Genomic DNA, 20,558 nt, shown 5'->3' on the forward strand with positions numbered 1-20,558 from the left:
CGACGAGCGTGCCCAGGCGGCGTCTGCAGCGAAGGGAACAAGGCATTATGCCTCCAAAGAGCAAGGTCAGTAATTCATCCGATGAGGATTGGGTCGGCGAGCTGCTGGTCGGCGTAGTCAAGGCCACCAGCATCGGGATGTTCCGGTTTGCGCTGCGCTGGCCGGACATCGCGACCGTTTTGACCGTCTTCGCGGTCACCGGCGTCTTGGGCGGCTTGCGTTGGGCCTGCGTGCTGACCACGGTGTGGGCGGTTGGCGTATGGGGGTGGCGGTTGGGTGAGCCGGACTCCTATCAGCGGCTGATCGGCAAGCCGGTCGCTGATTATCGGCGCACGTATCTCGTGTATCGGCGACGCTGGCGCACCATCTGCGAACACCACGGCCTGACCATCTCCCCGCGCGGCAAACCCGACGCCGACCCGCTGGTGCCCGATTTGTCCTCGGTGCGCATCGGCGCGGCGGTCGACACCTTGGTAGTGCGGCTACTGGTCGGGCAATCTGTCAAAACCTGGCAGGCGCAAGTCGACGGCCTGGCCGCAGCGTTCGGCGCCCACCATGTGACGATTCAACCCGGGCCGGTGGCCACGGGCCGGGGCCGCGACATCGTGATTCGCGTCCGCCACCACGACGCCCTGGCCGCTCCCATCCCGCTGGCGCGTCCGTGCCCCGACACTCGCGTGGTGCGGCTGGCCAACGTGCCCGTGGGGACTACCGAGCAGGGCAGCCCGTGGTCGCTGCCGCTGTTCGGCCGCCACATCCTGGTCGGTGGGGCCACCGGCGCCGGCAAGGGCTCAGTGCTGTGGTCCCTGGTGGCCGGACTCGCACCGGGCATCAAAGCCGGCCTGATCGCCGTGCGCTGTCTGGACCCCAAGGGCGGTATGGAATTCGCTGCCGGCCAAGCCTTGTTCGACCGCTTCGCCTATGACAGCGATTCGATTCTGGCGGTGTTGCGCGACACGACGGCCACCATGGTGGGCCGAGCCCAGCGGTTGCGCGGAACCACCCGCTGTCATCGGCCCACCCGCGCCGAACCCCATATCGTGCTGCTGGTCGATGAGTTGGCCACCCTGACCGCCTATGCCGATCGCAAACAACGCGCCGAAGTCGACCAACTCCTCGGATTGTGGCTGGCCCAAGGCCGCGCGGTCGGAGTCAGTGTGATCGCCGCCGTGCAAGACCCCTCCAAAGACGTCGTCGCGCTGCGCCAACTGTTCCCGGTTCGGGTCGGGCTGCGCATGACCGAAGCCACCCAAACCGCGATGATCCTGTCCACGGCGGCCCACCAGCAGGGCGCACGCTGCGAAGAAATTCCCGACACCACGCCGGGCGTGGGTTATGTGCTCACCGAAGGCAACACCGCCGTAGCGCGAGTGCGGGCGTTTCATGTCACCGACACCGACATCGCCTGGCTTGCAGACAATTTCGCCCCACCGGCCCGTCGCGCCAGCAACCAGGGGCACCGGTGAGTATCCTCGCATCGACCTCGCTGACCGACTGGCTGGCACCGGGTTCCCCGGCCATCGATCAGGCGATCCGCGGCGCCTCACCCGGCCACGACTTCCACGCGCGGTGCACCCGCTCATCCCGGGCTAGCGAGGCCGACAGCGAGAACACCACCGGCACAGCCGGCGACAGCGGCAACCGTGCGGGGCACCAGTGAGCGCCGTCCACGAGGCAGGGAGCCCGGCAATCACACTGCCGGGTCTTCCCGCCGACATCGACCACCACCGCGTGATCACCCAGATGGTGCGCCGCGCTTGCTCTCCGGGATTCGACGCCTGGTGGCGGCGCACCGAATCGGTCGGGTTCTGCGTCAACCCCATCCAACTCGTCGGCACCGACGACTACGGTCGCAAAAGAATCGTATGGGTGCGGTGCAACAACCGCCGCGCCGCCGTCTGTCCCTCCTGCTCAGACCTGTACGCCCGCGACACTTGGCAACTCGTCGCCGCAGGAACCACCGGAGGCCGCCACAACATGAGCCCCGCCGTGGCCGACCGTCCCCAGGTATTCGTCACATTGACCGCGCCCAGCTTTGGCTCCGTCCATGGCAGCAGAGGCAGCGTCTGCCGTGACCACAGGACGATGGGTGGCTACAAGCGATGCCCGCACGGAAAACCCCTATGGTGCAGCACCATGCATGACGGCACCGATCCCACGGTCGGGCAACCGCTGTGCGCCGAGTGCTACGACTACCTCGGGCACGTCCTGTTCACCTGGCACCTGCCCGAACTATGGCGGCGTTTCACCATCGCCCTACGACGCAACCTCGCCAAACACCTCAAAGCTGCTGGCATCGAACCGAGTTCGGTGAAAGCCAGTTTCGTCAAGGTCGTCGAAATGCAGGCCCGTGCCATCCCCCACATCCACGCTCTCATCCGGCTCGATCCACCCGACGACCCCACCGGTACCGCCACCGCTGGCTCACGTGACCACAACGATCACGGTCCCACCGCCACATGTGGCGGTGGGGAGGCACGTTCGGCAACCGGCCCTGCCTGGGAGCCGCCGATGTCTGCCGCCAAACTCGCCGCCCTTATCCAGCAGGCCGCCCGCGCCGTCACCCTCGACGTTCCCAACCCCGACACCAACCGCCAAGCCGACAACCCCAACGAGTCTGGCGACGCTGCGCCGCTGGTGGTCCGGTTCGGCACACAGATCGATACCCAACCACTGAGGGCCGAAAACTGTGCGGCCCCAACAGAATCAGACACAGCCGTGGCCATCAGCCGGATGTCGTCACGGCGCATCTCCGGATACCTGGCCAAATACGTCACCAAATCCCTGCAAGACTTCGGTATCGCCGCCCGCCGCCTATCCGCTGAAGCCATCGCGGACCTCGACGTCACCGACCACGTCCGGGCGATCCTGACCACCATCGCCCACGTAGCAGACCAAGCCCACACCCTCGGTATCGATGCCTTGGCAGGGATCGGTCGCTGGCTACATACTCTGGGCTACCGGGGACATGTCACCACCAAATCCCGCCGCTACTCGGTCACCATGGGCGCGCTACGCGCCATCCGCGCCACCTGGGCCCGACACCAAGCAGGCAAAGACTTTTCACCACAACACCATTCGCCACTCGATCTAACCGAGCAAAGCGACGACGTGTGGTGGGAGTTCGACCACGCCGGACACGCCACCCCCGGCGACCGCACCCCTCGTCTACTCCGCGGCCCTCCAACGGATCCACACCCGCCGCATCGGACTGGTGGAAGCCCGTCGCCAAGCCCGCGAGCAACAATGGGATCCGCCAGGGGGGCGCGATGACTGACAAGTCCCGAACAGCACGTGCTCGCCCCGAGTGTGGCGCTCGAATCGATGCGCCGACCATGTCAGAGGGGGGGTGTTGAAATTGTCTTGCCCGACCACTGTCGACTTCCGCGCGAGGCCAACCGCGCGCTGGTACACGTCATAATGGCTGTGCGGGACCGGACGCTCGGATCAGGGAGGGAAGTGGCGTGAGCCTGAGGTTCGCCTTCTACGGCCGAGTGAGCACCGAGGACGCTCAAGACCCGGAGGCGAGCCGCAGCTGGCAGAGGCGCCGGGCCGTCGACCTGATCACTCCGCATGGCGGAGTCCTCGCCGCTGACTACTTCGATGTGGGACAGAGCCGCTCGCTGCCGTGGAAGCGCAGGCCGGAGGCATCACGTCTGCTTGTTGATGTCGCTTCTCGTGACCGCGGCTTCGATGCCGTGGTGATCGGGGAACCCGCCCGTGCGTTCTACGGGCCGCAGTTCGCGCTCACTTTCCCGGTGCTCACGCACTATGGGGTCGGCCTGTGGGTGCCCGAGGTCGGCGGAGCGGTCGATCCCGGCTCCGAGGCGCATGACCTTGTGATGACGCTTTTCGGCGGTATGAGCAAGGGAGAGCGGGCGCGAATCCAGATGCGTGTTCGTGCGGCGATGTCGGCACTCGCGCAGGACACGAGCAGATATCTCGGTGGCCGACCACCGTATGGTTACCGGCTCGTTGATGCCGGTCCGCACCCGAACCTTGCTAAGGCAAATCTCGGGCAGCGGCTTCACCGCCTCGAACCCGACCCCGAGACTTCTCCGATCGTCGAGCGGATCTACCGCATGTACGCCGATGGTGCTGGCCTCCGCTACATTGCGCAACGGCTCACCGACGATGGCGTGCCGTCACCGAGCCAGTATGACCCGGTGCGGAATCGTCACCGTGACCCGCGAGGTTGGTCTCATTCGGCGATCCGCGCGATACTCGACAACCCGACATATCGCGGTGTCCGCGTTTGGGGCAAGCAGGAGAAGTACGAGGTCCTGGTCAACCCTGACGATGTCGCCGCGGGGTATGAGACACGTATGCGGTGGCGTGATGAGGCAGACTGGATCGCACCGGACCGCCGCACCCACGAAGCGCTGATCCCTGACGAACTGGCGCAGGCTGTTCGTCTTCGGACGCAGGCGCGGCGGGGTCCCGGTCTCGTCTGCAGCAGAGAATCGACGGTGCCGTATGCGCTGCGCGGACTGCTGTTCTGCGCCGCGTGTGGACGGCGGATGCAGGGCGCCGCTCGCGTCGGGAAGCGAACAACCCGCATCCTCTACCGTTGTGAGCTGGGTAAGTCGCGTTCTGTGCCTGCAGACCTGAGTGATCACCCGCGCACTGTCTATCTCCGTGAAGACGAGGTGACAGCGCGACTTGACGAATGGATCGCCACCCTGGCCGATCCGGAAGACCTCGCACGCGGGCAGGACGCGGACCCGGCACCAGGAACTGGCTACGCCGCCTTGCAGCGCCAGCTCAGCGCGGCGAATGGCAAGGTTGCTGCTTTGGTTACCGCCGTGGAGTCTGGTGTGGCCGTTGAGGATTTGACTGCTGCATTGCGTCGCCGCACCGCTGAGCGCGACGAGCTGAGGGCCCGTCTTGAGCGAGCGGAGCGGCCCCGCGTCATGTCTGCCGCACAGATCAGCGAATTGGTCACGGAGTTGGGTGGGCTGTCAGCCGTGCTTGGTGCGGCAACGGGGGCGGAACGCGCACTTGTGTACGCAAGCCTAGGTTTGCGTCTTGACTACGATCCCTACATGCGACGAGTCACGGCAACGGCCGACCTGAGTCGTGTCGCCGGATGTGTCCGAGGGGGGACTTGAACCCCCACGCCCATTAGTAGGGCACTAGCACCTCAAGCTAGCGCGTCTGCCATTCCGCCACTCGGACAAGGCCAACTGAGTTGGCAGCTAAGGCTATCGGATCGGTTCGCGTCGGCCCAATCGGGCTGGCCCGACCCGTGGCCCGTCGGTAGTGGTAGGAAAGGTGACTGTGACCCCTCAACGCCCGGCGACCGGGGACCCCGACGGTCCGATGGATGACGTGGCCGAGGTGGTGAGCAAGCTGATCCGCTTCGACACCTCCAACACCGGCGAACTCGAAACCACCAAGGGCGAGGCCTTGTGCGCGCAATGGATCGCTGAGCAGCTCGCCGAGGTCGGCTACGCCACCCACTACGTGGAGTCCGGGGCGCCCGGTCGCGGCAACGTGTTCGCCCGCCTGCCCGGCGCCGATCCCACCCGCGGCGCCCTGATGATCCACGGCCACCTCGACGTGGTGCCCGCCGAACCGTCCGACTGGAGCGTGCATCCGTTCTCCGGTGCCATCGCCGACGGCTACGTGTGGGGCCGCGGCGCGGTCGACATGAAGGACATGGTCGGCATGACGCTGGTGCTGGCCCGCCACTTCAAGCGGGCCGGCATCGTGCCGCCGCGCGACCTGGTCTTCGCGTTCGTTGCCGACGAGGAGAACGGCGGCAAATACGGGGCGCAATGGCTGGTGGACCATCAGCCCGAACTGTTCGACGGAGTGACCGAAGCGATCGGCGAGGTCGGCGGCTTCTCGCTGACGGTGCCGCGCCACGACGGCGGTGAGCGCCGCCTGTATCTGATCGAGACCGCCGAGAAGGGCATCCAATGGATGCGGCTGACCGCCCGCGGCCGCGCCGGGCACGGGTCGATGGTGCACGACAACAACGCGGTCACCGCCGTCGCCGAAGCCGTGGCCCGATTGGGCCGCCACCGGTTCCCGCTGGTCTGCACCGACACCGTCGCGCAGTTCCTGGCCGCCGTCAGCGAGGAGACCGGCCTGACCTTCGACACCACGTCCCCGGACCTGGACGGGATGATCGACAAGCTGGGCCCGATGTCTCGCATGCTCAAGGCGGTGCTGCACGACACCGCCAACCCGACCATGCTCAACGCCGGCTACAAGGCCAACGTGGTCCCGGCGACGGCCGAGGCGGTGATCGACTGCCGGGTGCTGCCCGGGCGCCTGGCGGCATTCGAGGCCGAGGTAGATGCGGTGATCGGTCCCGACATCACCCGCGAATGGATCCGCAGCCTGGATTCCTACGAAACGTCCTTCGACGGCGACCTGGTCGACGCGATGAACGCCGCGGTGCTCTCGGTGGACCCCGACGGGCGCACCGTGCCCTACATGCTCTCCGGCGGTACTGACGCAAAGTCCTTCGCGCGCTTGGGGATTCGCTGCTTCGGGTTCAGCCCGCTGCGGCTGCCGCCGGAACTGGATTTCTCGTCGCTGTTCCACGGCGTCGACGAGCGGGTACCCATCGAGGCGCTGCGGTTCGGCACCGAGGTGCTGGCCCACTTCTTGACCCACTGCTGATCCCGACCCTTGATCACACGAGAGGATTGACCATGACCGTGCCCAACCCCTACGACGCGCTGCCCGAGCTGCCGTCGTTCACCTTGACCTCGGAGTCGATCACCGACGGGCAACCGCTGGCCAAGCCCCAGGTCAGCGGGATCATGGGCGCCGGCGGCGAGGACGTCAGCCCGCAGCTGAGCTGGTCGGACTTCCCGGCGGAGACCCGCAGCTTCGCGGTCACGGTGTACGACCCGGACGCGCCCACGGCGTCCGGGTTCTGGCACTGGGCGGTGGCCAACCTGCCCGCCGACGTCACCGAGTTGCCGGCCGGCGCCGGCGACGGCAGCGACCTGCCCGGGGGAGCCCTCACGTTGGTCAACGACGCCGGGATGCGCCGCTACATCGGCGCCGCCCCGCCGCCCGGGCACGGCCCGCACCGCTACTACGTCGCCGTGCACGCGGTGGACGTCGACAAGCTCGACCTCGCCGAGGATGCCAGTCCGGCCTACCTGGGCTTCAACCTGTTTCAGCACGCCATCGCCCGCGCCGTCATCCACGCCACGTACGAGCAGACGTAATCCCGGGCGTGCGGCTATGACCGGTCCCGGCACTGTGCACCGCTGACAACCACGATTGAAGCCGGCCCTCCGACGTTAGGGCCGGCGCCCGCGCTGCGATCCGAATTATTGTGCGGCACAAAGCATTTCGCACGCCGGTGCGGTCCTGCGCGCGGCGCTGCGCCTCCCTCGATAGGGGGAGGAATGTTCATCCCCCGAATCGAACCTTTGCCCTAGCGCCACCCGGCGCGAATCGCGGCACAGTTATCGGCGAAGACACCCGGAATCCGGTTCAGCACAAAGGGGATCACCGCCATGGCGTTCGCGTCGGCAAGCCAGCAGACCATTGGGTTGGCGACGGCCGACGACCCGGGCGCCGGCTGCACCGGGAAACCCGTCAACCCGTTATCTATTCCGTAGCTGAAGTTGCGAGAAGCATGGAGCACTTCATGGCTGATGCCGCCAAGCGGGTGACGGTGGTGATCGCCGACGATCATCCCGTGACGCGCCGGGGTCTGGCTACGGCGCTGAATTCCAGCGGTCAGCTGACGGTCGTCGCGGAGGTGGCGGACGGCCGCGCGGCGCTGGAAGCGGTCCGAGGGCATCAGCCGGCGGTCGCCCTGCTGGACTATCGGATGCCCGAGCTGAACGGCATCGAGGTCACCCGCGCCATCAACCGAGACAGGTTGCCCACCAGCGTGCTGTTGCTCAGCGCGTTCGACGACAGCCAGATCGTCTACAAGGCGCTGGCCGAGGGGGCTTCGGGCTACCTGACCAAGGAATCCGACAGCGACGAAATCGCGCGCGCGGTGCTGACGTGCGCCGGCGGCGGCTCGTACCTGCCCGCCGCCGTCGCCGGCGGACTTGCCGGCGAAGTCAAGCGACGGGGCAGGGGAACGATGGCCGCGCTCACCGAGCGTGAAACCCAGGTGATCACGATGATGGCGGATGGCTTGTCGGTCCCCCAGATCGCGGACCGCCTGCACCTGGCGCGTAGCACCGTTAAGACGCACACGCGCAGCCTCTACGAGAAACTCGGGGTTGCCGACCGCGGTGCTGCGGTGGCCGAGGCGATGCGGCGCCGCCTGCTGGACTGACCGCCGCGTCGGGCCCTCGGAACCGCACTGACCGCCGCCCGAATCTGCGCGCGACCAATTTTTTAACGCAGCCGATCTGAACCCGACGTCCGCCACCCCCCGGCCCCGGGATCGATCCGCTGCCCGCTGCCTCCCCTGTCGGTGGAGAAAATTTCATCACTCAAATCAGGCTTCTGGACGAGGGCGGCGACCCCCGTGGTGCGTGAGGGTGACCGGAGGGGCTGCGGCCGGGCACCGCGCCACTCAGGTCAAGGGGATCGCAGCCATGTCTTATGTCGTCGTCGGCCACGAAGCACTCGCGGCGGCGGCCGCGCAGGTGGCAGGTATCGGCTCTGGCCTTCGCTGCGCAAACGTGCTGGCGGCGGCGCCGACCAGCAGCCTGTTAGCCGCGGGCGGCGACGAGGTTTCGGCGGCGATCGCCGCCCTGTTCGCCGAACACGGCCGGGCTTACCAGACTGTGAGCGCTCAACTGGAAGCGTTTCACGACGACTTCATCCGCAACCTCACGTCAAGTTCGGCGGCGTACGCATCTGCTGAAGCGCTCAATGTGGCGCCGCTGCAGCTGCTGCTCGACGTCGTGAACGCACCCACCGAAGCGCTCCTGGGCCGTCCGTTGATCGGTAACGGCGCCGACGGTGCCAGCGGGGCGCAGGGGCAGGCCGGCGGGGCCGGCGGGATCTTGCTGGGCAATGGCGGCAACGGCGGCAACAGCAGTGATCCCGGGGCCGCCGGTGGCCCGGGTGGATCGGCGGGCCTGATCGGCAACGGCGGCCGGGGCGGCACCGGCGCAACAGGCGGGGTCGGTGGTGCCGGCGGAAGTGGCGGCTGGCTGCTTGGCTCCGGTGGCAATGGCGGGACCGGGGGCCTCGGTGCCGCCGGCGGTCGGGGCGGCGACGCGGTGCTGTTCGGCAACGGCGGTGCCGGCGGCGCCGGTGGTGTCGGCGCCCCCGGGACGGTAGGTGTGGCCGGTGGCACCGGCGGGGCGGGTGGTGCCGGCGGCACCGGTGGTCTGGTCGGGTCCGGTGGCCACGGTGGTGCGGGCGGCGACGGTGGAGCCGGCGGGGCGGGGTGGACGGGGTCTACGGCGGGAGTGGCGGTCCCGGGTCGGCCGGCGGCGCGGCCGGAGCGGGCGGAGCCGGCGGGCACGCCCGGATCGGCCTGGCCGGCGACGGCGGTCAGGGTGGTGTCGGCGGCCACGGCGGTGCCGGAGGCACCGGCGGCGCCAGCGTGACCGCCGACCAACCGGGTGGAACGGGCGGGGCCGGCGGCGCCGGAGGCGCGGCGGGTGCTGGTGGTGCCTCCGGCGGCTTCGGTGGCAACGCGGGCAGCATGGGCCGGGGTGGCACCGGCGGCACCGGCGGTACCGGCGGCGACGGTGGGCAGGGCATGCCCGGCGTGACCGGTACGCAGCCGGGCGACGGCAGTAACGGTGGACTCGGCGGTAGTGGCGGCAGGGGCGGCGCTGGTGGTGCCGGGATCAACGGAGTCGGGGGCGGCGACGGCGGCCAGGGCGGCACCGGTGGCCGGGGCGGGGCCGGCGGAACTGGTGGAGACAATCTCGGCACGGCCAGCGGGGGCGGTGGCGACGGTGGCGACGGGGAGCCGGAGGCAAGGCCGGCGCGGGCGGCGTGGGCCGTGACGGTGGTGCGGCCGGGGCAGCCGGCCAGGGCGGCGGCGGCGGTGTGGGCGGTGACGGCGGCAAGGGTGGCGCCGGCAGCGCGGCCACGGACTCGAGCCGCAACGGCAACGTCGGCGGCGCCGGCGGTATGGGCGGGCCGGCGGCGCGGGCGGGAAATCCGACGGCGGCATCAACGGCAGCGGCGGAGCCGGTGGCACCGGTGGTCAGGGCGGCCGAGGCGGCAACGGCTACCCCGACGTCGGCGGTAACAACGCCACGAATGGCGGCAACGGCGGAGCCGGCGGCGCCGGAGGAGCCGGCGGTGCGGTCGGTACTGGGGGTCACGGCGGCACCGGTGGCGCGGCGGGCACCGGCGGCAACGGCGGCGCAGGCGGTAACGGTGGCGACAGCAACATCGCCTCCCACCTCGCAGGCAAAGGCGGAGCCGGCGGCCAGGGTGGCCAGGGCGGTGCAGGCGCGGCCGCCGACCTCGGCGGCCAAGGCGGCCAAGGCGGCCAGGGCGGCACGGGCGGCAACGCCGCCAGCGGCGCGATCAGGGGCGCAGGGGGCATGGGCGGCCGCGGCGGCACCGGCGGCGATGGCGGCGCCGGATACGCCGATGACGGCACCGACAACGCCGGAACCGGCGGCGCCGGCGGCACCGGTGGAACGGGCGGTAGGGGCGGCGCTCCGGGTGCCGGTCCCGTACCCGACACCGGTGCCGGGTACGGCACCGGCGGGCTGGGCGGTGCCGGCGGCACAGGAGGAAAAGGCGGCGCTACCACCATCAGTGGCCACACGGCCGGCAATGGCGGCGCCGGTGGCCAGGGCGGGCAAGGGGCCGCGGGCGTCACGAACGGCGGCAACGCCGGCCAGGGCGGTGTCGGCGGCCAGGGTGGTGCCGGCGGCGATGCCGTGTCGGGCGCGACCAACGGTTCCGGCGGTTCCGGGGGGCTGGGCGGCAGCGGCGGCGACGGTGGTCGCGGCTACAACGACGACGGGACCGGCAACGCCGGAGTCGGCGGCAAGGGCGGCAAGGGCGGCAACGGCGGAGTGGCCGGCGCTGCCGGTACCGGCGGTAGCGGAGGTGCTCGCGGCGTCGCCGGCAACGGCGGGACCGGCGGCAACGGCGGCGCAGGCGGTACCGGCGCAGCCGGTCGAGACGGTGCAACGCCGGCCGTGGGATACGACGGCGCCGCGGGTGGCGCAGCCGGTCGGGGCGGTGACGGCGGTGTCGGCCTCGCTGGTTCCGGCGGTGGCGACGGCGGTCAGGGCGGCATCGGTGGGCAAGGTGGCAATGCCGGCGCCGGCGGTTCCAACACCGGGACCGGGGCCGGCGCGAACGGCGGCGAAGGAGGTGCGGGTGGCGCGGCCGGTGCCGGAGGTGCGGCGGTCGACGGCGGTGTTCGCGGTCTGATCGGTGCCGGTGGTGACGGCGGCAACGGCGGCGCCGGGGGCAACGGAGCCGCCGGAAAGGCCGGGACGACGAGCACCTCGCCGACCCCGGGTCAAACGGGCAGCCGCGGCGGCGACGGAGGCCGAGGCGGAGCCGGGGGAGCGGGCGTCGACGGCGCGGGCGGCGGCAACGGCGGCCAGGGCGGCAGCGGTGGTCGAGGCGGCAACGGCGGCGACGGTGGTTCCAATACCGGCACCGACGGTGCTGCCGGCCGGGCCGGTGGTGACGGTGGCCTCGGCGGCGTGGCCGGCGCGGGTGGCGTCGGAACCGACGGTGGTACGGCCGGGGCCAACGGCAAGGGTGGCACCGGCGGCACCGGCGGCAATGGCGGCAACGGCGCCGCTGGACGGGACGGGACGTCTGGCAGCGCACCGACCGCGGGCAACCAGGGCGGCGCCGGTGGGGCCGGTGGTCGAGGTGGCGACGCCGGGGCAGGCATCAACGGCGTCGGTGGCGGCGATGGCGGCCAGGGCGGCAACGGGGGTCAGGGCGGCATCGGCGGGGTCGGCGGCACGAACACCGGCGGCACCGCCGGCAACGGCCGCCGGCGGCAAGGGCGGCACCGGCGGTGTGGCGGGTGCCGGGGTGTCAGCCCCCGGCGGTGCGGCCGGGGCGAACGGCACCGGCGGCACCGGTGGTATCGGCGGCACCGGCGGCAACGGGAGCACTGGTCTGGCGGGCACGTCGGGTGATTCGCCGACCGCCGGGAGCCAAGGCGGCGGTGGGGGTGTCGGCGGCCAGGGCGGCGACGGCGGCGCCGGAATCAACGGTGTCGGCGGCGGCCAGGGCGGTCGGGGTGGAGTCGGCGGCGAAGGTGGCGGCGGCGGCACCGGAGGCTCCAACACATCGATTGCCGGTGCCGGCGCCCAGGGCGGCAAGGGCGGCACCGGCGGCACTGCCGGAGTGGCCGGCAAGGGCAGCGACGGTGGCGCGGTCGGCACGATCGGCCGCGGCGGAAGCGGCGGGGTCGGAGGTCTCGGCGGCGACGGTGGCACCGGGCAAGCGGGCACCTCGAGCACCACGCCGACAGCGGGTGGTCAAGGCGGCGGTGGGGCGCCGGCGGCCAGGGTGGCGATGGCGGTGCCGGCCTCAACGGGGTCGGCGGCGGCCAGGGTGGTCTGGGCGGTGTCGGCGGCCGGGGCGGTACCGGGGGCGCGGGCGGTGCCAGCACGGCGACCGCCGGTACCGGTGCCGACGGCGGCCAGGGCGGCACCGGTGGTACTGCCGGAGCCGCGGGCAAGGGCAGCGACGGCGGCCCGGACGGGTCGATCGGCAAAGGCGGCAAGGGCGGTGTCGGAGGTGTCGGCGGCACCGGCGGCACCGGGCAAGCGGGTGTATCCGGGACTTCGCCCACCCCCGGCGGCCAAGGCGGCCGGGCCGGAGCAGGTGGCCAGGGCGGTGACGGCGGTGCCGGGATCAACGGTGTCGGCGGTGGCCAGGGTGGTCAGGGCGGTGTCGGCGGTCAGGGCGGCACTGGGGGCGCCGGTGGCGCCAGCACCGCGACCGCCGGTAACGGCGCCGACGGCGGCAAAGGCGGCACCGCAGGTACTGCCGGAGCGGCAGGCAAGGGCGCAGACGGTGGCCCGGACGGGTCGATCGGCGCCGGCGGCAAGGGCGGTACCGGGGGTGCCGGCGGCAAGGGCGGTACCGGCCAGAACGGTGTCACCAGTGATACGCCCACCGTGGGTGATCAGGGCGGTCGCGGCGGCAAGGGCGGTCTCGGTGGTGACGGCGGTGCCGGCATCAACGGGGTCGGCGGCGGCCAGGGCGGTCAGGGCGGTGCCGGTGGCCAAGGCGGCGACGGCGGTTCCGGCGGAACCAACACCGCCAAGGCGGGCGGCGACGGTGCCCGGGGCGGCAAAGGCGGAGTCGGCGGCGACGCCGGTAACGGCGGCGTAGGTGGCGACGGTAACGGCGACGGCGGAACCGGCGGCCAGGGCGGCGCCGGCGGCACCGGGGGCACCGGCGGAAATGGCAGCGTCAGCGGCGCCGGCGGTGTCGGCGGCGCAGGAGGCACCGCCGGTGCCGCCGGGACCGGCGGGAACGGTGCCGGTGAGCTCGGCGACGGCGGCGCCGGCGGTGTCGGTGGAGCGGGCGGCACCGGCGGCGGCGGCGGCGACGGCGGGGGCGGTGACGGCAACAAAAACAGCCGCGGATGGGGCGGTCAGGGTGGTGACGGCGCGGTCGGCGGTACCGGCGGTACCGGCGGCAACTCGGTGCGCGGTGACGGTGGGACGGGGGGCGTCGGCGGTGTCGGCGGTGACGGTGGCACCGGCGGCCAGAGCCACAGTAGCGGTAAGGCCGGTACCTCCGGCGGTTCCGGCTTTTCCGGCGGCGGTCATAGCGGAGGAACCGGCGGAAAGGGCGGCGCAGGCGGGTCAGCAGGGACCGGCGGCGCGGGGGGATCTCCCATTTAGTACCTGCGGGTCGAGCGGTCCGGCGGGCAGCGAGCGTGAGCCGACCGCGTTGCATTCCCGATAGCCCACGTCAATATCGATCGGCGGCAGCCGAGTTGGGGTGTAGAGGATATGGGGCGGCCGGTGGCCGGGATTGCCAAGCGTGTCACCGTCGTCGTCGCCGACGACCATCCGGTGGTGCGGCTCGGCATTGTGCGCGCCCTGACATCCAGCGGGCGGGTGGAGGTTGGTCGCCGAGGCCGCCGACGGCCGCGCTGCGCTGGAAGCCGTCCGCGAACACCGGCCCGCCGTCGCGCTGCTCGACTATCGGATGCCCGGGCTGGACGGCGTTGCGGTAGCCCATGCCGTCAGCTGCGACGGACTGCCCACCCGTGTGCTGCTGTTGAGCGCCTTCGATGACTCCCATCTGGTTTCCACCGCGCTGGACCAGGGGGCGGCGGGGTTCCTGACCAAGGACGCCGACAGCGACGAGATCGTGAACGCGGTGCTCGCGTGTGCCCGGGGTGGCGAGGATGCCGACGGCGGCGCGCAGCCTGCGCTCGCCACTTGACACCGTCGCCTGCCACACCCGCCGCTACCGGAGCAGCGCGGCCCCGGGTCGGCGCCTTGTCACTGCCTGAATCTGTGCGGCAGCGTGAAGTTGTTGAAGAATCCGGACAGGTTGACTCCGACGTTCGCCAGCCCCGAGTCGAACGCCGCCTGGGTGAGGTCCAGCGGGCCGGTGTTGAACAAGCCGGAGATGGTGTTGCCGACATTGGCCAGACCCGATTCGAGTTCGCCCTCGTTGAGGTAGCCGGAGTTGCCCGGACCGCCCGAGTTGTGCAGGCCGGAGTTGTTCGCGAACTCGTTCGCCAGGCCCGACATCGGCCCGTCGCCGGAGTTGAAGAAGCCGGACGCGCCGCCGCCCCCAGAGTTGAAGAACCCGGATGACGGCTGATCGGTCGAGTTGAAAAACCCTGGGCCCGAAGATATTTCGAAGCCGAACGAGTACGGCCCCAGGTGGCCGCTGTCCGACGTCACAAAGCTGTTCGACAGCACCTCGTCGATGGTCGTCGCAGGCACCAGGGTTCTTTCGTTTATCGTCCAGCCGGCGATCGGGTCGTTGTACACCGGGATGGTGATGGTGTCGCAGCGGTAGAACGGGTATTCGATGATCGGGTAGCAGACCACCTGCTCCAAGTTGATCTTGAGCGGGATGTCGCCGACGTTGATGTCGCCGATGCTGATCTCGCTGAGCTCGCCGGTGACGGGTATCTCGATGTTGCCGACCACGTCGTAGTGCCAAGGGATTTCGGGAATGGTCGAGGAGTATCCCAGCGAGATCTGGCCCTGGTTATCCCCTCGCCACAACAGCCCGTTGCTGTAGTTGCCCGAGATGAAGGCGCCGGTGTTGACGTCGCCGGAGTTGGCCAGTCCGGTGTTGGAGTTCCCGGAGTTGAAAACGCCGGTGTTGTAGTCGCCGGCATTGAGCCAGCCGCTGTTGTGACTGCCCGTGTTGAAGCTGCCGGTGTTGCCGTCGCCGCGGTTGTAGCTGCCGGTGTTGTAGCTGCCGACGTTGCCGATGCCGGTGTTGGCGACCCCGGTGTTGAGCAGTCCGGTGTTGGCGATGCCGGCGTTGAACAACCCGGTGTTGTAGTCGCCGCTGTTGCCGATACCCCAGTTGCCGTCGCCGGAGTTGAAGAAGCCGATGTTGTTGTTGCCGGAGTTGAACAGGCCGATGTTGCCGTGTCCGGAGTTCAGGGCGCCGATGCCGATTTGGTCGTTGCCGCTCAGGCCGATGCCGATGTTGTTGTTGCCGGTGTTGGCGAAACCGAGGTTGGAGTTGCCGACGTTGGCCAAGCCGATGTTCTGAACCCCGGAGTTGGCGAGCCCGACGTTGCCGTCGCCGATGTTGGCGAACCCGATATTGCCGAACCCGAGGTTGCCGCTGCCCAGGTTGAGGGCGCCAAGATTGGCGCTGCCCAAGTTGAAGCTGCCGAGGTTGCCGAACCCCGCGTTGAGGTGGCCGAGGTTGGCCAGGCCGAGGTTGGTGATCGTGGTTGCGGTGTGCAGAACGCCCGCGAGGTTGGTACCCGTGTTCAGCAGCCCGGACAGGTGAGCCGGGGTGCTCAGGTCGGTGCCGCTGGTGTTGTAGACCCCGGACAGGGTGTTGCCCCAGTTGAGCAGTCCGGACTGCTGGGCACCGACATTGCGGAAGCCCGAGACGCCGCCGAAGCCCGTCGCGGCGTTCTGCCAGCCCGAGATGTTGGCGCCGAAATTTCCGAAGCCCGACACGCCGCCGGCGCCGGAGTTGAAGAACCCCGACGACGGGTTGGTGGTCGAGTTTCCATAGCCGGGCGCCCCGCCCAGGTCGATGAGCGGGATGGTGATCGGGCCCAAACCCGCTGTGCCGCCGATGGTTACCACGGTGGAGCCGTCCGGGTTGCCGATGTTGAGCTTCAGCAGGGGTTGGTCGCCGAAGTGGATGAAGATGGGATCGCCGGGATTCTCGCCGTAGATGTTGATCGGGCCGAGCGAACCCGCTACGTCGCCGCCGAGGCCGCTGTCCAGACCGCTGAACGTGATGGTCGGGATCTTGAGCGGGTTGATCTGGATGTCGGTGATACTCACGGTGATCGGGATGTTCACCGGCATCGCGAAATTCAGGTACGCCTGGATCTCGGGGATGGTGATGGCGTAGTAAATGCCGTATTGGCCCTGGTTGTCGCCGCGCCAGAGTAGGCCGTTGTTCATGTTGCCGGTGTTGAACAGGCCGGTGTTGACGTTGCCGCTGTTGAACAGGCCGGTGTTGGTGTTGCCGGTGTTGAACAGGCCGGTGTTGGTGTTGCCGGTGTTGAAGCTGCCGGTGTTGAAGTGGCCGGTGTTGAAGTTGCCGGAGTTGTAGTTGCCGGGGTTGAGCAGGCCGGTGTTGAGGTTGCCGGGGTTGAGTAGTCCGGTGTTGGTGGATCCGGAGTTGAACAGTCCGGTGTTGAGGGTGCCGGTGTTGGCGATGCCCCAGTTGGCGGTGCCGGTGTTGAACAGGCCGATGTTGTTTTCGCCGGTGTTGAAGAAGCCGATGTTGTTGGTGCCGGAGTTGAACAGGCCGATGTTGCCGGTGCCGGAGTTCAGGGCGCCGATGCCGATTTGGTCGTTGCCGGTCAGGCCGATGCCGATGTTGTTGTTGCCGGTGTTGGCCAGGCCCAGGTTGGAGTTGCCGGTGTTGGCCAGGCCGATGTTGTTGGTGCCGGTGTTGGCCAGGCCGTGGTTGAGGAGGCCCAGGTTGGCGGCGCCCCAGTTGTGCTCGCCGAGGTTGGCGATGCCCCAGTTGTGGTTGCCGTGGTTGGCCAGGCCGAAGTTGTGGTCGCCGAGGTTGCCCAGGCCGAGGTTGGCGGTGCCCAGGTTGGCCAGGCCGAGGTTGGTCATCAGGGGGGCCGGGTGGTGCAGCAGTCCGGCCAGGTGGGTGCCGGTGTTGGCCAGTCCGGACAGGTAGGCCGGGGTGCTCAGGTCGGTGGTGCTGGTGTTGAAGATGCCCGAGACGGTGTTGCCCCAGTTGAGCAGTCCCGATTGCAGGGCGCCGGCGTTGCGGATCCCCGAGACCCCGCCCAGCGAGGCGTTCTGCCAGCCCGAGGCGTTGGCGCCGGCATTGAAGAACCCCGAGGAACTGCCCGTCCCGGAATTGAAGAACCCCGACGACGGAGCCGTCGTCGAGTTTCCGAAACCGGGTGCCGCCGGGATATCGATGAAGTTGATGTCGATGGGTCCCACGCCGCCGCGGATGGTGATCGGAATCGTCGTGTCGGGTCCGCCGATCTGGGTGTTGATCGAGGGCAGCAGGGCGGTGATCGCTGGGATGAAGATGCCGTCGAAGGTGATGCTCAAATACGACGAGTCGAGGCCGGAAATCGTGAATGGCGCGATGGTGATGGGGTAGAGGACGAGGCTGGTCATGTCGCTGCTGAGCGGGATGTTGACCGGTATCGCGAAACTGGAATCGATGAGCGTGAATTCGGGAATGTGTATTCCGACACGGAAGCCATGCAGTCCCTGATAATCGCCGCGCCAGAAGAATCCGTTGTTGTAGCTGCCGGTGTTGAATGCTCCGGTGTTGACATTGCCGCTGTTGAAGTGGCCGGTGTTGGAGTCGCCCGAGTTGAATCCACCGGTGTTGTAGTCGCCGGTGTTGAAGTTGCCGGTGTTGAAGCTGCCGGTGTTGTACAGCCCCGAGTTGTAGTCTCCGACGTTGCCGATTCCGGTGTTGGCGATTCCGGTGTTCGTCAAGCCGGTGTTGAACGATCCCGGGTTGAGCATGCCGGTGTTGCCGGCTCCGGGGTTCCACATACCCCAGTTGGCGCTGCCGGGGTTGGCGACGCCGATGTTGGCGACGCCGGCGTTGCCGATGCCCCAGTTACCGGATCCGGCATTGCCGATCCCGATGTTGCCGTCGCCGGAATTGAAGAAGCCGATGTTGTTGTTGCCGGAGTTGAACAGGCCGATGTTGCCGTGTCCGGAGTTCAGGGCGCCGATGCCGATTTGGTCGTTCCCGGTCAGGCCGATGCCGATGTTGTTGTTGCCGGTGTTGGCCAGGCCCAGGTTGGAGTTGCCGGCGTTGGCCAGGCCGATGTTGCCGGTGCCGAAGTTCCACAGGCCGCGGTTGAGGCTGCCGAGATTGCCGGAGCCGATGTTCGCGTCGCCGAGGTTGGCCAGTCCCCAATTGTGGTTGCCGTGGTTGGCGATTCCGACGTTGAGATCGCCGATGTTGGCGAAGCCGAAGTTCTGGCCGCCGATGTTTGCGCTGCCGAAATTGTAGGCGCCGAGGTTGCCGTTGCCGACGTTGAAGCTGCCGGCGTTGCCCAGACCCAGGTTCGAGATCGCGAAGCCGCTGAGCATTCCGGAAACGTTGCTGCCGACGTTGCCGAAACCGGAGACATGGGCTGCCGTCGCCAGGTCCACGGCGCTGGTGTTGAACCATCCCGACACGGTGTTGCCGACGTTCTTCACTCCGGACACCAGGTCGCCGACGTTCTTGTAACCCGACACTCCGGTACCGCCGGTGCCCAGGTTGAGGAAGCCGGAGTTGTGGGCGCCGACGTTGCCGAAACCCGACGAGCCGCCGGCGCCGGAGTTGAAGAACCCCGACGACGGGTTGGTGGTCGAGTTTCCGTAGCCGGGCGCCCCGCCCAGGTCGATGACCGGGATCTTGATCGGGCCGATGCCGCCACCGCCGGCCAGGCTCAACGCGATATCCGGCCCGCCGATGACGGTGTCAATCGACGGCAGGGCCAGCGTCACGTTCCCGAATTTCACCGGGCCGACACTGATGAATTCCGTGCTGCCGGTCCCGAGAACGTTGATTTCGGCGGTGTATTTGGGAATGGTGAAGCCCTGAAGCGTCACCGTACCCAAGGACATGCTGATCGGAATATTGATCGGAACGGAGATGCTCGCATCGAACGGGATCGCGGTGTCCGGAATCGACATCGTGTAGTTGAAGCCGTAGAGCCCGCCATATTCGCCGCGCCAGAGTAGGCCGTTGTTCATGTTGCCGGTGTTGAACAGGCCGGTGTTGACGTTGCCGCTGTTGAACAGGCCGGTGTTGGTGTTGCCGGTGTTGAACAGGCCGGTGTTGGTGTTGCCGGTGTTGAAGCTGCCGGTGTTGAAGTGGCCGGTGTTGAAGTTGCCGGAGTTGTAGCTGCCGGGGTTGAGCAGGCCGGTGTTGAGGTTGCCGGGGTTGAGTAGTCCGGTGTTGGTGGTTCCGGAGTTGAACAGTCCGGTGTTGAGGGTGCCGGTGTTGGCGATGCCCCAGTTGGCGGTGCCGGTGTTGAACAGGCCGATGTTGTTTTCGCCGGTGTTGAAGAAGCCGATGTTGTTGGTGCCGGAGTTGAACAGGCCGATGTTGCCGGTGCCGGAGTTCAGGGCGCCGATGCCGATTTGGTCGTTGCCGGTCAGGCCGATGCCGATGTTGTTGTTGCCGGTGTTGGCCAGGCCCAGGTTGGAGTTGCCGGTGTTGGCCAGGCCGATGTTGTTGGTGCTGGTGCCAGGCCGTGGTTGAGGAGGCCCAGGTTGGCGGCGCCCCAGTTGTGCTCGCCGAGGTTGGCGATGCCCCAGTTGTGGTTGCCGGTTGGCCGAAGGCTGTGGTCGCCGAGGTTGCCCAGGCCGAGGTTGGCGGTGCCCAGGTTGGCCAGGCCGAGGTTGGTCATCAGGGGGGCGGGGTGGTGCAGCAGTCCGGCCAGGTGGGTGCCGGTGTTGGCCAGTCCGGACAGGTAGGCCGGGGTGCTCAGGTCGGTGGTGCTGGTGTTGAAGATGCCCGAGACGGTGTTGCCCCAGTTGAGCAGTCCCGATTGCAGGGCGCCGGCGTTGCGGATCCCCGAGACCCCGCCCAGCGAGGCGTTCTGCCAGCCCGAGGCGTTGGCGCCGGCATTGAAGAACCCCGAGGAACTGCCCGTCCCGGAATTGAAGAACCCCGACGACGGACGCCCGGAGGAGTTCCCGTAGCCGGTCGCGCCGCCGAAGTCGATCAACGTCCACTGGGCCGGCCCCAGGCTGGCGTGGATCGGGATGACGATGGTCGTGGAGCCGTCCGCCTGTCCGACCTGAATGTGCGGTGCCGGGCCGTTGATGTACAGCGGTGGGATGGTCAGGGAGTTGATGGTGCCGCTCAACACCGGAATGGGGCCGATCTGGGTTGTGGTGCCGAACGGGATGTCGTCGATGGTGATCCCGCTGAAGACCGTCGTGGTGAAGTCGATACTGAGCGGGATGTTGACCGGGATGGTGGCCGTCAGATCCAGGGAGATCTCCGGCATGGTGATGGCGTAG

The 20,558-nt window shown here is 68.8% G+C and carries 11 protein-coding genes, 1 tRNA gene and 3 pseudogenes; 9 read left to right on the forward strand and 6 right to left on the reverse strand.

Features of this window, described 5'->3' with window-relative positions; all coding sequences use genetic code 11:
• The first annotated feature begins 47 nt into the window (after positions 1–47).
• The 4 genes and pseudogenes from L6444_RS12725 to L6444_RS12740 all read left to right on the forward strand — a co-directional run bounded on the left by L6444_RS12725 (position 48) and on the right by L6444_RS12740 (position 5,111).
• Positions 48–1,466, forward strand: coding sequence for an FtsK/SpoIIIE domain-containing protein (locus tag L6444_RS12725; protein ID WP_065132523.1), 1,419 nt, complete (start codon positions 48–50; stop codon positions 1,464–1,466).
• Positions 1,463–1,660 (forward strand): hypothetical protein, encoded by a 198-nt coding sequence (locus L6444_RS12730; protein WP_236983022.1) that lies wholly within the window; start codon positions 1,463–1,465, stop codon positions 1,658–1,660. Before L6444_RS12725 ends, L6444_RS12730 begins: the two co-directional genes overlap by 4 nt.
• Positions 1,657–3,277, forward strand: a pseudogene (locus L6444_RS12735) (replication initiator). Before L6444_RS12730 ends, L6444_RS12735 begins: the two are co-directional and overlap by 4 nt.
• Before the next feature lie 187 nt (positions 3,278–3,464).
• A complete protein-coding gene (locus L6444_RS12740; RefSeq protein WP_238304587.1) occupies positions 3,465–5,111 on the forward strand; it encodes a recombinase family protein in 1,647 nt (548 codons plus the stop codon).
• Here L6444_RS12740 and L6444_RS12745 read toward each other — a convergent pair.
• Positions 5,093–5,178, reverse strand: a tRNA-Leu gene (locus L6444_RS12745). The two genes, L6444_RS12740 and L6444_RS12745, sit on opposite strands and share 19 nt — an antisense overlap.
• A 144-nt stretch (positions 5,179–5,322) precedes the next feature.
• Between L6444_RS12745 and L6444_RS12750 the strand changes: the two genes are divergently transcribed.
• A complete protein-coding gene (locus L6444_RS12750) occupies positions 5,323–6,636 on the forward strand; it encodes a M20/M25/M40 family metallo-hydrolase (RefSeq protein ID WP_236984066.1) in 1,314 nt (437 codons plus the stop codon).
• Between the two features lie 32 nt (positions 6,637–6,668).
• Positions 6,669–7,196: a YbhB/YbcL family Raf kinase inhibitor-like protein gene (locus tag L6444_RS12755; protein ID WP_236983026.1), complete on the forward strand. Its 528-nt coding sequence runs from the start codon at positions 6,669–6,671 to the stop codon at positions 7,194–7,196.
• A gap of 212 nt (positions 7,197–7,408) precedes the next feature.
• On the opposite strand, the gene L6444_RS12760 is transcribed toward L6444_RS12755, so the two are convergent.
• A complete protein-coding gene (locus tag L6444_RS12760) occupies positions 7,409–7,621 on the reverse strand; it encodes a hypothetical protein (RefSeq protein WP_236983028.1) in 213 nt (70 codons plus the stop codon).
• 3 nt (positions 7,622–7,624) lie between these two features.
• Here L6444_RS12760 and L6444_RS12765 point away from each other — a divergent pair, with 3 nt between their 5' ends.
• Together L6444_RS12765 and L6444_RS31095 are read left to right on the forward strand one after the other, a co-directional pair.
• Positions 7,625–8,272 (forward strand): response regulator transcription factor, encoded by a 648-nt coding sequence (locus L6444_RS12765; protein ID WP_236983030.1) that lies wholly within the window; start codon positions 7,625–7,627, stop codon positions 8,270–8,272.
• Positions 8,273–8,537: 265 nt separating this feature from the next.
• Positions 8,538–9,727 (forward strand): annotated as a pseudogene (locus L6444_RS31095) (PE family protein); the annotation flags it as partial.
• Positions 9,728–9,749: 22 nt separating this feature from the next.
• Here L6444_RS31095 and L6444_RS31100 read toward each other — a convergent pair.
• The 3 genes from L6444_RS31100 to L6444_RS31110 are packed head-to-tail and all read right to left on the reverse strand — an operon-like array spanning position 9,750 to position 13,688.
• Positions 9,750–11,969, reverse strand: a complete 2,220-nt coding sequence (locus L6444_RS31100; protein ID WP_459561294.1) for a hypothetical protein — start codon at positions 11,967–11,969, stop codon at positions 9,750–9,752.
• Complete coding sequence (locus L6444_RS31105; RefSeq protein ID WP_459561279.1) at positions 11,935–12,348, reverse strand: hypothetical protein; 414 nt, start codon at positions 12,346–12,348, stop codon at positions 11,935–11,937. The genes L6444_RS31100 and L6444_RS31105 overlap by 35 nt, the downstream gene beginning before the upstream one ends.
• Positions 12,349–12,383: 35 nt before the next feature.
• Positions 12,384–13,688 (reverse strand): hypothetical protein, encoded by a 1,305-nt coding sequence (locus L6444_RS31110; protein WP_459561280.1) that lies wholly within the window; start codon positions 13,686–13,688, stop codon positions 12,384–12,386.
• 186 nt (positions 13,689–13,874) lie between these two features.
• On the opposite strand from L6444_RS31110, the pseudogene L6444_RS12775 reads away from it, so the two are divergent.
• Positions 13,875–14,268 (forward strand): annotated as a pseudogene (locus tag L6444_RS12775) (response regulator); the annotation flags it as partial.
• A gap of 104 nt (positions 14,269–14,372) precedes the next feature.
• Here L6444_RS12775 and L6444_RS12780 read toward each other — a convergent pair.
• Positions 14,373–20,267 (reverse strand): beta strand repeat-containing protein, encoded by a 5,895-nt coding sequence (locus L6444_RS12780; RefSeq protein ID WP_459561281.1) that lies wholly within the window; start codon positions 20,265–20,267, stop codon positions 14,373–14,375.
• Positions 20,268–20,558 lie beyond the last annotated feature (291 nt).

The organism is Mycobacterium kiyosense (assembly GCA_021654635.1).
Classification (GTDB): domain Bacteria; phylum Actinomycetota; class Actinomycetes; order Mycobacteriales; family Mycobacteriaceae; genus Mycobacterium; species Mycobacterium kiyosense.

Coding starts and splice junctions, on each gene's coding strand:
- L6444_RS12750 (WP_236984066.1), top strand. CDS start 5,323: ATGGATGACGTGGCCGAGGTGGTGAGCAAGCTGATCCGCTTCGACACC.
- L6444_RS12755 (WP_236983026.1), top strand. CDS start 6,669: ATGACCGTGCCCAACCCCTACGACGCGCTGCCCGAGCTGCCGTCGTTC.
- L6444_RS12765 (WP_236983030.1), top strand. CDS start 7,625: ATGGCTGATGCCGCCAAGCGGGTGACGGTGGTGATCGCCGACGATCAT.
- L6444_RS12725 (WP_065132523.1), top strand. CDS start 48: ATGCCTCCAAAGAGCAAGGTCAGTAATTCATCCGATGAGGATTGGGTC.
- L6444_RS31110 (WP_459561280.1), bottom strand. CDS start 13,688: ATGACCGCCGCCGGAAAAGCCGGAACCGCCGGAGGTACCGGCCTTACC.